The 12058-nt window shown below is 61.5% G+C and carries 11 protein-coding genes; 5 read left to right on the top strand and 6 right to left on the bottom strand.

Annotated elements, in window-relative coordinates; translation table 11 throughout:
* Positions 1 to 76: 76 nt before the first annotated feature.
* On the top strand, positions 77 to 682 hold the full coding sequence (locus JFN93_RS24535; protein ID WP_199387029.1) for a DedA family protein: 606 nt from the start codon (positions 77 to 79) through the stop codon (positions 680 to 682).
* A 189-nt stretch (positions 683 to 871) separates the two neighbouring features.
* On the opposite strand, the gene fsa is transcribed toward JFN93_RS24535, so the two are convergent.
* From fsa to folK, 3 genes are read right to left on the bottom strand one after another with little or no spacing between them, the layout of a single operon-like run.
* The gene (gene fsa, locus JFN93_RS24530) at positions 872 to 1516 is read right to left on the bottom strand and encodes a fructose-6-phosphate aldolase (protein WP_199387028.1); all 645 of its coding nucleotides are present in this window, start codon (positions 1514 to 1516) and stop codon (positions 872 to 874) included.
* Positions 1513 to 1773, bottom strand: a complete 261-nt coding sequence (locus tag JFN93_RS24525; protein ID WP_199387027.1) for an eL24 family ribosomal protein — start codon at positions 1771 to 1773, stop codon at positions 1513 to 1515. The genes fsa and JFN93_RS24525 overlap by 4 nt, the downstream gene beginning before the upstream one ends.
* A gap of 9 nt (positions 1774 to 1782) precedes the next feature.
* On the bottom strand, positions 1783 to 2271 hold the full coding sequence (folK, locus tag JFN93_RS24520) for a 2-amino-4-hydroxy-6-hydroxymethyldihydropteridine diphosphokinase (RefSeq protein WP_199387026.1): 489 nt from the start codon (positions 2269 to 2271) through the stop codon (positions 1783 to 1785).
* A 178-nt stretch (positions 2272 to 2449) separates the two neighbouring features.
* Here folK and JFN93_RS24515 point away from each other — a divergent pair, with 178 nt between their 5' ends.
* A complete protein-coding gene (locus tag JFN93_RS24515) occupies positions 2450 to 2860 on the top strand; it encodes a secondary thiamine-phosphate synthase enzyme YjbQ (RefSeq protein ID WP_199387025.1) in 411 nt (136 codons plus the stop codon).
* Here JFN93_RS24515 and thiL read toward each other — a convergent pair.
* The 3 genes from thiL to JFN93_RS24500 are packed head-to-tail and all read right to left on the bottom strand — an operon-like array spanning position 2857 to position 6747.
* Positions 2857 to 3831, bottom strand: a complete 975-nt coding sequence (thiL, locus tag JFN93_RS24510; protein ID WP_199387024.1) for a thiamine-phosphate kinase — start codon at positions 3829 to 3831, stop codon at positions 2857 to 2859. The two genes, JFN93_RS24515 and thiL, sit on opposite strands and share 4 nt — an antisense overlap.
* Positions 3828 to 6311, bottom strand: a complete 2484-nt coding sequence (lon, locus tag JFN93_RS24505) for an endopeptidase La (protein ID WP_407931907.1) — start codon at positions 6309 to 6311, stop codon at positions 3828 to 3830. Before lon ends, thiL begins: the two co-directional genes overlap by 4 nt.
* Positions 6301 to 6747, bottom strand: coding sequence for an Hsp20/alpha crystallin family protein (locus JFN93_RS24500; protein WP_199387022.1), 447 nt, complete (start codon positions 6745 to 6747; stop codon positions 6301 to 6303). The genes lon and JFN93_RS24500 overlap by 11 nt, the downstream gene beginning before the upstream one ends.
* A gap of 544 nt (positions 6748 to 7291) precedes the next feature.
* On the opposite strand from JFN93_RS24500, the gene JFN93_RS24495 reads away from it, so the two are divergent.
* From JFN93_RS24495 to JFN93_RS24485, 3 genes are all read left to right on the top strand, one after another.
* Positions 7292 to 9208: a tetratricopeptide repeat protein gene (locus JFN93_RS24495; RefSeq protein WP_199387021.1), complete on the top strand. Its 1917-nt coding sequence runs from the start codon at positions 7292 to 7294 to the stop codon at positions 9206 to 9208.
* A gap of 162 nt (positions 9209 to 9370) precedes the next feature.
* Positions 9371 to 11209 carry a CFI-box-CTERM domain-containing protein gene (locus JFN93_RS24490; protein WP_199387020.1) on the top strand — a complete coding sequence of 613 codons (1839 nt, stop codon included), beginning with the start codon at positions 9371 to 9373 and terminating at the stop codon, positions 11207 to 11209.
* Positions 11206 to 11868 (top strand): MXAN_2562 family outer membrane beta-barrel protein, encoded by a 663-nt coding sequence (locus JFN93_RS24485; protein ID WP_199387019.1) that lies wholly within the window; start codon positions 11206 to 11208, stop codon positions 11866 to 11868. Before JFN93_RS24490 ends, JFN93_RS24485 begins: the two co-directional genes overlap by 4 nt.
* The last annotated feature ends 190 nt before the right edge of the window (positions 11869 to 12058 follow it).

The raw sequence follows: 12058 nt of genomic DNA, 5'->3' as shown, positions 1-12058 counted from the left end.
TTAAATTAGTCGTTTTTTTTGGAAAAGCCGTATAAGATTGCGACCCGTATCACATGCCATAAAGGAGAAGCATTACATGCACGCTGCAATCGACTGGCTGGTACAGACCATCATGGCCATGGGGTACCCCGGGATCTTCATCCTGATGGCGATGGAGAGTTCGGTGATCCCGATACCGAGTGAACTGGTCATGCCGCCGGCAGGCTACCTGGCGCAGCAGGGATCGATGAGCGCGCCTTTGGCGATCCTCTGCGGTACGCTCGGAAGCCTCATCGGAGCCTATGCCAACTATTTCACCGCCCGTTACCTGGGGCGGCCGCTGCTTTTGAAATACGGCAAGTACGTCTTCATTACCGAGGCGAAGTTCGCCAAGGTGGAAAGCTTCTTCCTGCGCCACGGGGAGATCTCGACCTTCGTCGGGAGGCTTTTGCCGGTGGTGCGGCACCTGATCTCGCTCCCCGCGGGGCTGGCCGGGATGAACCACGTGAAGTTCACCCTCTACACCCTGCTTGGTGCCGGCATCTGGGTGACCGTGCTGACCGGGATCGGCTACTTCATCGGAAGCAACCAGGAGCTGATCATGCAGTACTCGCATCACGCGCTCGTCGTGGTGCTGGTCGGCTGCGCGGCGATCATCGCGGTATACGTAAAGCTGCAGCGCCGAAGAGCCGCCGACAACTGATTCGCCCGCTTGCTCCCCCCTTTGCGAAGGGGGCGGGGGGATTGCCGTAACGGTTCTTGTAAAGGCAAATCCCCCTATGTCCCCCCTTTTCACAGGGGGACTTAGAATCCTGCCGTAAACATTCTGCGCCAAAAACAGGGGGGCGGGTCGCATGACCCGCCCCCGAACGGCGCCGTTGCCGGTTTTAGCTTACTTGGGAACCTTCTCCCAGTCTTCCAGGAACTTCTTGATCCCCGCGTCGGTGAGCGGGTGCTTGGCGAGCTGCAGCATGACCGAGTAGGGGATCGTGGCGACGTCGGCCCCGATGAGTGCGGAGTTCTGCACGTGGATCGGGTTGCGGATCGAGGCGACGATGATCTCGGCGGTGTAGCCGTAGTTGTCGAAGATGGCGCGGATCTCTTCGATGATCCCCATCCCGTCCTGGGCGATGTCGTCCAGGCGGCCGACGAACGGGGAGACGTAGGTGGCGCCCGCCTTGGCGGCGAGCAGCGCCTGCATCGGAGAGAAGATCAAGGTGACGTTGGTCTTGATGCCGCGCGCGGTCAGGGTCTTGGTGGCCTTGAGCCCTTCGGCGGTCATCGGGAGCTTGATCACGATGTTCTTGTGGATCTTGGCGAGTTCGGTCGCCTCGGCGATCATGCCGTCGTGCTCGAGCGAGATGACCTCCGCGGAAATCGGGCCGTCGACGATCTCGGTGATTTCCTTGATGACATCTTCAAAGCGCCGGCCGCTCTTGGCGATCAGAGACGGGTTGGTCGTAACGCCATCCACCAGGCCCAGCTCGTTTGCCGCCCGAATTTCCTTTACGTCGGCCGTATCGATAAAAAACTTCATTCTTCCCTCCGCGTGTTGTTTTTGTTGTCGTTTGCCAGTTCTTTCTGGTAGCGCTCCAGGCAGGCCATGGAGCAGAAATGGATTTTCTTTCCATCGAGGCGTCCGACCACCGCGTCGGATTCCGGTATGAAGACGCCGCAGACCGGGTCCTGGAAGGTTTCGGTGGCCGTGTCTTCCTTGGGGAGCTCCGGAGTGCGCTTGGCGCGGAGCATCCGGTAGACGAGGTACCCGAGGAGAATCCAGATCAGTATCCGCATCGCGTGCTCCTAAACCCGTGTCACGTTCCCGCCGGCGGGAAGCGCCGCGAGAAGTTCGGTCACCGTCTTTCCCTGGACCGGGTGCCGCAGGTCCGGGGCGATGTCGCAAAGAGGCTTGAGCACGAAGCGCCGCTCGTGAAGCCGCGGGTGCGGAATCGTGAGCCGCTCTTCGGAGACGACCTCGTCGCCATAGATGAGAATGTCGAGGTCCATGCTGCGCGGCCCCCACTTGCCGGAGGGTTTGCGTCCGAAGACTTCGACCTCGATCTTTTTGAGACAATCGAGCAGTTCCAAGGGGGGGAGCGCCGTCGCGAGTCGGGCGGCTGCGTTTAAGAACTTGGGCTGGTCGGTCACGCCGACCGGCTCCGTTTCGTAGAACGGGGAAAGGGCGGTGATCCGGGTGTTTGGGAGCTTGCCGAGCTCCGCAACCGCCCTGAGCAGGGCGAGTTCCCGGTCGCCGAGATTGGCGCCGAGCCCTATGTAAACCGACTCTTGCACAGCCTGCGATTAGAGCACAGATCGCCTTTTTTTTCAACCCTGCCCGGGGTGGTGGTGAAGCCGCACGCAGCGCGGGTTCGCAGGCGGTGGCTGGTTTATCTTATGCCGATTTAATGCTGGAGTCTTCCCCGCCGGGACCGGTCGGACCGGGCGAGGGGAACAACCAAGGAGGCCTACCATGGTGCGCTATCTGAACCTGAAGAGCCGGGAACGGTCGGAGATGATCGACATCACGGAGCGGATCGAGGAGATGATCGACAACCTGCGGGTTGCCAGCGGCTGCTGCGATCTCTTCGTGATGCACACCACCGCGGGACTCACCGTGAACGAGGGGGCCGACCCGGCGGTCAAGCGGGACATCATCTCCTTTCTGGACCGGGCGGTGCCGCACAACTCGCCGTACTTCACCCACGCCGAAGGAAATGCGGCGGCGCACGTCAAGGCCTCCATCATGGGAAGCTCGCTGAGGCTCTTCATCGACAAGGGGAAACTGCTGTTGGGAACCTGGCAGGCGGTGTACTTCTGCGAGTTCGACGGGCCGCGGGACCGCAAGGTGGCGATCCGGATCGTGACCGAGCCGTCGGTCTAGCCGAAGTGGTCGAATCCTGATTTGGCGGGGGAGTACGGGGAGCCGTCCGGCCGGAAGAGCTCGACCCCTTTGCCATCGGTGATCTCCCCGATGATCGAGGTCTGCAGCCCCAGGCGCTGCATGAGCGCCAGGACGTTCTTTTCCTGGCCCGGCGCGGCGGTGAAGAGAAGTTCGTAGTCCTCGCCCCCGGAAAGGGCGAGCGGGTACGGATCGGCGCCGCAGACGCGGCGGTATTCCTCGGAAAGCGGGAGCAGCTCGACCTCGACCTTGGCCCCGACTCCGGAAAGCTCGCAGATGTGCCCGAGGTCGGAAACGAGCCCGTCGCTTACGTCGATCATGGCGTGGACGAATCCCGCGTCGGCCAAGGCGGCGCCGGCCGCAACCCGGGGCTCCGGCGCGAGCTGCCGGTCCACCAGCCTTCCCTCCCTGACCCCACGCTGCAAAAGCTCCAATCCCGCCGCCGCATCCCCCAGGGTACCCGTTACGAATACCAGATCCCCGACCCGCGCCGCGCTTCGCTTCAGGACGCGCTCCGGCCGCTGTTCGCCGAGGGCGGTAATGGAGATGACTAGGCCGCTTTTCGAGGCGCAGGTGTCGCCGCCGACCAGGATGGCGCCGTAGCTCCGCGCGGTGGCAAGGACCCCTTCCATGAACCGGTCGATGAACTCGACTTCGATGCTGCGGGGAAGACCCAGGGAGAGGAGGAACTGCCGGGGGAGCGCCCCCATCGCGGCGAGGTCGGAGAGGTTGACCGCGAGGGATTTGCGTCCCAGGGAGATGGGATCGCTGAAGGAGAGGTCGAAGTGGACCCCCTCCAGCAGCATGTCCGAGGTGATGAGGGTGATGCAGCCGGCTGAGGGAAGGATGCCCGCAGCGTCGTCCCCGATGCCGAGGACGACGCTGCGGTGGGCCGGTATCTTTTCGGCGATCCGGCGGATCAGGCCGAATTCGCCGACCTCCGCAAGTTTCACGCTTTGGCTCCGGTAGTGACCCTTTTACCGGCCGCGGCGGCGGGACGCTTGACCCGGTGCACCGGTGCCTTGGCCTTGGCAGGCTTGATCGGCGCCGGCGGGGGCTCGGAGGCGGGGGGATATTTTTCCAGGGCGACCGGGAGGACCTCGTCGAGGCTCGCGGCGGTCACGATCTTGAGCTTCTTGAGGATGCTCTTGGGCACGTCCTCCAGGTCCTTCTTGTTCTGGACCGGGATGATGACCGTCTTCACCCCGAGCCGGGCGGCGGCGAGGATCTTCTCCTTCAGGCCGCCGATCGGGAGCACCTTGCCGCGCAGGGTGATCTCGCCGGTCATGGCGACGTCCTTGCGCACCGGGGTCCGGGTCAGCGCCGAGACCAGTGCGGTCGCCATGGTGATGCCGGCCGAGGGGCCGTCCTTGGGGATGGCGCCGGCCGGGACGTGGACGTGGATGTCGGTGTTCGGGTAGAAGTCGTCGGGGAGCTTCAGGTCGGCGCCGCGGGAACGGATGTAGGACAGGGCCGCCTGCACCGACTCCTTCATCACGTCACCCAACTGCCCGGTGAGGGTGAGCATCCCCTTTCCCTTCGCCACGGTCGCTTCGACGAAAAGCACCTCGCCGCCGACCGGGGTCCAGGCCAGGCCGGTCACCACGCCGACTTCGTTCTTCTCCATCTCCTCCTCGCGGAGGAACTTCGGCGGACCGAGGAATTTCGAGACGTTGCCCGCAGTGATGACGAACTGCTTCTTCGCCCCTTCGGCGACCTTGCGCGCCACCTTGCGGCAGATGCTCCCGATCTCGCGCTCCAGGTTACGCAAGCCGGCCTCGCGGGTGTACTTGGAGATGACGGTGCGGATCGCCTCGTCCGAAAAGACGATGTCCTGGTCGGTGATGCCGTTTTCCTTGATCTGGCGCGGCACCAGGTAGCGCTTGGTGATCTCCAGCTTCTCCTCCTCGGTGTAGCCGGCGAGGGTGATCACCTCCATGCGGTCGCGCAAAGGCCCCGGCACGGTGTCGATCTGGTTCGCCGTGGCGATGAACATGACGTTCGCCAGCGAGAAGGGGAGGTTGATGTAGTGGTCCGAGAAGCTGTTGTTCTGCTCGGGATCGAGCACCTCCAAAAGCGCCGAAGAGGGATCGCCCCTGAAGTCGGAGCCGAGCTTGTCGAGCTCGTCGAGCATGAAGACCGGGTTGTTGGAGCCGGCCTGCTTGAGCCCCTGGATGATGCGCCCCGGCAGCGCGCCGACGTAGGTGCGCCGGTGGCCGCGGATCTCCGCCTCGTCGCGCACGCCGCCCAGCGAGATGCGGACGAACTTTCTTCCCATGGCGCGGGCGATCGACTTGCCCAGACTGGTCTTGCCGACCCCCGGGGGGCCGACGAAGCAGAGGATCGGGCCTTTCATCTTCTTCTTCAGCTTGCGCACCGCGAGGAACTCGAGGATGCGCTCCTTGATCTTGTGCAGGTAGTAGTGGTCCTCGTCGAGGATCTCCTGGGCGCGGGTGATCTCCAGGGCGTCCTTGGTGGCCTTGCCCCAGGGGATCTCCACCAGCCAGTCGAGGTAGGTGCGCAGCATCCCGGCCTCGGCGGCGTCCGGATGCATCTGCTCCAGCCGGCTTAGCTGCTTGAACGCCTCCTTCTCCACGACGGGAGGCATCTTGGCGCTCTCGATATTCTTCCTGAGCTCGGCGATCTCCTCGCTTCGGGCGTCGGTCTCGCCGAGTTCCTGCTGGATGGCGCGCAGCTGCTCCCGGAGATAGTATTCGCGCTGGCTCTTGCCCATCTCCTCCTTGGCGGCGGACTGGATCCGCGCCTGCATGTTGAGGAGCTCGCTTTCCTTGTTCAGGAAGTCGTTGACCCGTTTCAGACGCTCCAGAGGGTCGGTGATCTCCAAAAGCCCCTGGGCCTCCTCGACCTTAAGGCCGATGTTGCTCGCCACGAGATCGGCGAGGCTCCCCGGGTCCTGCATGTTGTCCACGATGACCATGACCTCGGGAGAGACCGCTTTGCCCAGCGCCACGATCTTCGCGAGTTCCTCTTTGACGGTCCGGATCAGCGCCTCGGCCTCGAGGGTGGTCTCCTGGGCCGCCGGCTCCACGATCCGCTCGATGCGCACCGAAAAGAACGGCTTTTCCGCTACGTACTCCGAGATGCGCGCTTTGGTGAGCCCCTGCACCAGGATCTTCACCCGGCCGTCGGGGAGCTTCAGCATGCGCATGATCATCGCCACGGTCCCGATCTCGTAGATCGCTTCCGGCTTGGGGTCCTCGTCGCCGACTTCCTTCTGGGTGGCGAGGAAGATCATCCGGTCCTTGGAGAGGGCATAATCCACGGCGTTAATGGAAATCTCGCGCCCTACGAACAGGGGGAGGATCATGTAGGGATACACGACCACGTCCCGAACCGGGAGCAGCGGGAGAACTTCCGGTATGTTTAGCTCTTCGCTTTCCTGCTTTTCCATCGACCTCTCCTTATTGCTCAATCGGAATCTTTCTGATGTGCCTCCGCCGGTTCTCGAGCCAGGGGAGATGGACCGTCAGCAGCCCCTTGTGGTAGCGGGCCTTCACCTTGTCGAGGTCGACCGAGGGGGGGATCTCCACCGCTCGGCAGAAGCGCCCGAAACGGCGCTCCAGACAGATGTAGTTGACTCCGGAGCGCGGCTCCTCTTTCTTGATCCCTTCGATGACCAGCGTGGAGCAGCAGATGCTCAGGGAGATATCCGCCTCCAGGCATCCCGGGAGTTCCGCCTCGACCACGAACCCGGCGGCGGTCTCGTAGATGTCAACGAGGGGCGCGCTCTCCTTTTCGGCGGCGAACCCTTCCCTTCCTTCCAGTGACGACAGGAAGCGGAAGATCTCGTCCATCTGTTGCCGGAACAAGGTCAGCCACTCCAACGGTTCCTTCGGAATTACCGCCATCGTTTCCCCTTGGTGTTCAGCTCGCCGGTTTAATTAAAAAAGCCCGCTTCAGGCAGAAGCGCTGCTGCTGCGCCTGTGCGGGTTCCCCGGACGAAAGGTCTGGATGATTTAACCATCTTTATCATGAAAGTCAAGGTAATCCGCTTTAACCTTCGGCAGTGCCGGAGCCGTTCCCCGCCCCGGCCGCGAGGGTGGGGAGGGGGTAGAGGAGGCTGCCCCAATGGGGGGCATCCGGGGCCGGGCTGCTGCCTGGTCTCCCTTCAACCGCGGTGCCCGGTACCTCGCGCCCAACCGCGACGGCACCGGCAAATTGTGCACAACCCGTGCAAACGGCCGCCATTATTGAAGATTCTCTCTTATTGTTTGAACTTTTGAACCCGGCTGTGTATAATCCGCCATCCGCCCGAGCCGTATTTATCGGAATCGGAGGAATAACCCGTGGAAACTATTGCGGTTATTCTTCTCATCGACCTCGGCCGACCGCCTGCCAACCGCGCCGGTCGGATGCCGCCGTGCGTCTCCCATCAATCGAAAAGGACCCTACATGAAGAAACGCACGACCCTGGCAGCACTACTGGCCGTGACCCTCTTTGCCACAGGCTTCACCTGGTTCCCCTCCTCCGACGGCTGCAAAGAAGCTAAGAGCCTGATCAACCAGCTTTCCGGCAACTCCTCCGAGCAGAAGCAGAAAGAGACCGAGACCCGGGTGATGGAACTTTGCCCGAGCGGTCCTGCCGGGCACTACCTCAAAGGGGTCCAACTGGAGCGGGCCGGCAGCGTCGACAAGGCGATCTCCGAGTACAAGGAAGCGCTGCGGCTCGACCCCTCGTTCTACCAGGCGAGCGGCAACCTCGGTCTGCTGCATCTCCAGAAGGGGGCTCCCGACGAAGCGACCGTCGAACTGACCGCCGGGCTCAAAAGCGGCGATCCCCGTTACAACGAGGGGCTCGGGCGCATCTTCGCCGAGCGCAAGCTCTACACCCTCTCCATTTATCATTTCGGCGAGGCGATCAACGCCTTCCCGGAAAACGCAGTGCTGCACCGCGAGCTGGCCGCGGTCTACGACGCCTCCGGGCAGAAGCAGAAGGCCGAGGACGAGTACCGCAAGGCGCTGGTGATCGCCCCCGGCGACGCCAAGGCGCGCCTCGGCCTGGGTGCGATTCTCATGTCCCGCGGCGAGACCGATCAGGCCGTCACCGAGCTGAAGCAGGCGGAACAGGCCGATCCCGGGAACAAGACGGTGCACCGGCTCCTGGCCGATGGCTACTCCCGCAAGGGGGACAAGAAGAATATGGAATACCAGCTCCGCCTGGCGGGTGAGACCACCAAGCCGGAGCCGGAATCCAAGGTGAACCATATCGCGCTGGGGGATGAAGCCAGCGCCGCCAAGAATTACGAGAAGGCGATCAACGAGTACCGGCTCCGGCTGGCCGAGAAACCGGGCGACACCGTGGCGCTGCAGCATTTGGGCGATGCGCTGACGGCGGCCGGACGCGACGACGAGTCGATCGCCGCCTACCGCGAGGCAATCCGGCACGGGGCGGACAACGCGCAGCTCCACTACAGCCTGGGCACCATCTACGAGCGCAAGGCGCTTCTCGACGAAGCGGTCGTTGAGTACCGCCAGGTCCTCACCACCACGCCGGAAAACGACGATGCCCGTGAGCGGCTCGCCGAGATCTACACCCTGCGGGGCAGCTTCCAGCAGGCGCTGGAGCAGTACCGCGAACTGATCAAGCGCCGTCCCGCCGACGCGGGGATCCAGCTCAAGCTGGCGCGCAGCTACGTGAACGCCAAAGACCTTCCCGCCGCCACCGAGGCCTATGCCGCCGCGATCAAGCTCGACCACGACTCGCTGGAGGCGCACCAGGAACTCGCTGCGCTGCAGCGCAAAAGGAATATGAGCGACGAGGCCGCCGCGGAATACCGCGAGGTGCTGCGTCTCAAGAAGGACGACGCGGACGCCCGCACCGCGCTCACCTCGATCTACGTGAAGAACAAGAATTACGACGAGCTGGCGAAGCTGCTCAAGGAAGGGGTAGAGCTCACTCCGGAAGATCCGAACGCCCATTACAAGCTTGGCCTGGTCTACGAGTTCCAGAAGAACTACGATGCCGCCACCGAGCAGTACCAGGAAGCGGTCAAGCTCAAGCCGGACCATGCCAAGGCGCTCAATGCCATGGGGCGGGTCCAGATGAAGAGCGGCAAGATCGAGGAGGCGAAGGCATCGCTTGAGGCGGCCAAGAAGGCCGATCCGGAGTTGGAGGAGCCGACGGTCCTTTTGAGCAACATCCGTGACGAGCTTTCTCCGGAGCCGCGCCACTACCGCAGCCAAAAAGGGAAGCACGGCAAGAAGCTGAAAGGCAAGAAAGGGAAGTCGAAGAAGGAAAAGGCTACCAAGGCCAAATCCAGCAAGGGCAAGGCCAAGAAAGGCAAGAAGAAGAAAAAGTCCCAGGAGTAATCGGGACCGCATATATAAGAATAGGGAAAGAAAAAGGCAGCCCCGCGGGGCTGCCTTTTTCGTCCAAAAAACGCTCGCCAATGAAAACGTAAACGGATATCATGCGCGGATCATTTCTGGGCAGCGCCCTCGCTTTCGCGGGCGATGGCGGACGGGAGGGGTATGTTGAAACGAACCCACATCATACTGGTGGCAATCTTCGTAGTTCTGGCTTCTGTTGCGGTTCCGGGGGCGGCACGGGCAACCACCACCCTGACCGTCTCGCACACGGCAAATTCCGGTGACTCCAACCACTTCACCACCATTCAGCAGGCCATTGACCACGTAGCCTCGGTCCGTGCAAGCTCTGTCAGCCCCGGTGATTTTCTGATTGAGGTCGCGGCAGACGCGACTAACCAGTATACCGGCGCTGTGTTGATCGATGACTCCAAAACCGGTGGGAAGGGGATGAGTAGTGTAGTCATCGAGGGAACCAGTACTAAAGATACTATTGTCACCAGCGGCAGTTCGTCTGGAGTTACTTTCACTATTTCCGGCAACACCTCCAATATCACGATACGCCGTTTCACCTTCATCACGGGAACCGGGATTTCTATCAGCAGTAGTGTAACTGGCACTACCATCAGCAATAACGTCTTCAAAGTTGGCAGCAGCAGTACTGCGATCCAAAATGCGAGTGCCTCTACAACCATAACCAACAACACTTTTTATCTGAACGGAACGGCAATAAACACAACCGCCAGTATTGCAATTAAGAACAACATCTTTTCATCCAATACTCCTGCCATTGCCGGTTCAGAATCGGCTCCGAGTGTCTTATATAACCTCTTTAATCCGAAAGCCAATGCTGGCATCCCTATCAGCCAGCTCGATGCGTCGAACATTCCCAACAACTCGACTTCCTCTGACCCCCAATTTGTTGACCCGGGAAAGGACTTCCACCTGCAGCCCGGCTCCCCAGCGATTCATGCCGGTGATCCAACCATCAAAAATCCTGATCAGACTATCTCCGATATGGGCGCGTACGGGGGCCCGGCTGCAGAACTCAACATCCCCCAGGTTTCTGGCGTTAGTGCAACTGCAACTCAACAAGTCGATACGACCTTTTCGGTGACCCTGACCTGGACCGCACTCACTAGCAATCTGGTTACCGCTTACCGCGTCCATTACGGTACCGCTTCCGGCAGCTATACCAGTTCTCAGGATATTTCTGGGCAGAGTTCCAGTAGCTTTACGCTTCAGAACTTAACCCCGACAACAGTCACTTCGCTGGCCCCTCCGACTATAACCAGTATCACACCTGCCAATGGGGCGCTCATCGTACATTGGACCGCGGTTGCCGGGGCCACGAACTATCTGGTGTATTGGAATGAAGGCGCGGATTTCACCGATGCGTCGCTGCCGACTACTTTTAAAGAGGTTGCGAACGTGCAGACGTTCACCATCCCCAACTTGACCAATGGAGCGACCTATTTCGTGAGAGTCATCGCCAAAGCGCAGAATGCCTACTTTTTTGCCGTCGGTGCCTTGGCTGCTGATGGCTCCGAGGGGCCCCTTTCGGCGGAGGTCTCCGCTCCTATCGGCAACTCAGTCATGAGTCTGCTTTCCGCTTCGGTGTCGCAGATGCCTTCCACCTCCGTCGCCTATCCCTATCTGAAAGGGGAGGGGTGCTTCATCGCCACCGCTGCCTACGGGTTCTACTCCGCTTGGCAGGTGCAGGCGCTGCGCGACTTCAGGGACCGCTACCTGATGACCAACGGACCGGGACGGGCTTTCGTCAACTGGTACTACCATTACGGACCGATCGGGGCGCACTACCTGAACCAGCACCCGGTGTGGAAACCGCTGGTGCGCGTGCTCCTTTTCCCGCTGGTCGTGGGAGCCATCTTCCTGACCGCCACGTCCTCCGTCACCAAGGTCGCCGTGCTTGCCCTGCTGTTACTGGCAACAACGGTGTTGTTCCGAAGAAGGGCCGCGGTGCGGTGGGGAGGTGTGCGATGAGAAAACTTATCCTTGCTATCGTGCTGCTGCTCTTGAGCGCGCCCGCCTTTGCGGCGGAGGCCCCGGCTTCCCGTCCCCACTGGTCGCTTGAATTCAAAGGGGGCGCCTTCTTTCCCGATGCGGGGCAGTGGTCCACGTTCTACGGCCAGAACTACACCAGCGAGTTCGGCGCGGCTCTCGCTTACAAGGTGACCCGTAACGTCGAGGTCGGGCTGGAAGCAAGCTACATGCACGCCTCTGGAAAAGGGACCGCCGCCCAGAGTACCGGCAGCACTCCGGTCGTCACCGGCGACACGGCGCGGATGGAGATCGTCCCGCTGGATCTTTTTGTGCTGTTTCGGGGCGTGTTCGACGAGAAACAGTGGCTGGTTCCCTATGCCGGCGGCGGCTACACGCGTCTTTTCTATCGGCAAAACGCGACCGGGTCGCCGGAGAACCGAGGCTCGACCAACGGCTTTCATGCCCGTGCCGGGCTGCAGTTCCTGCTCGATCGGATCGATCCGGATGCGGCGAAAAGTGCAGCGAAGGAAGTCGGCTTGCAACACACCTACTTCTTCGTGGAAGGGAAGTATCTGCGTGCCGTGGCCGATACCGTCCCGAGCGGGACGGTGAACCTGGGCGGGGTGAGCACGCTGGGTGGGCTGCTGTTCGAGTTCTAGTCGTTCCGGGATGGAGCTAATAACTCACCCCTTTATCAAAGGAGGGCGGGGGGAGGGTGGTTCTGAGGTTTTCGGATGAACACCGGAAGACGGAACCTCAAAAGCAAATCCCCCTAAATCCCAGCGTTGTCCGGTTAGGTTTTTGCTTTACGTCGCTTGTTTCTTAAGCGGGTGTTTCTTTTCGATCTCG

It is taken from the genome of Geomesophilobacter sediminis (assembly GCF_016458275.1).
In the GTDB taxonomy this organism is placed as follows: domain Bacteria; phylum Desulfobacterota; class Desulfuromonadia; order Geobacterales; family Geobacteraceae; genus Geomesophilobacter; species Geomesophilobacter sediminis.
The sequence above is the reverse complement of the archived record's forward strand: the minus strand, read 5'-3'. Positions and strand labels throughout refer to the sequence as shown.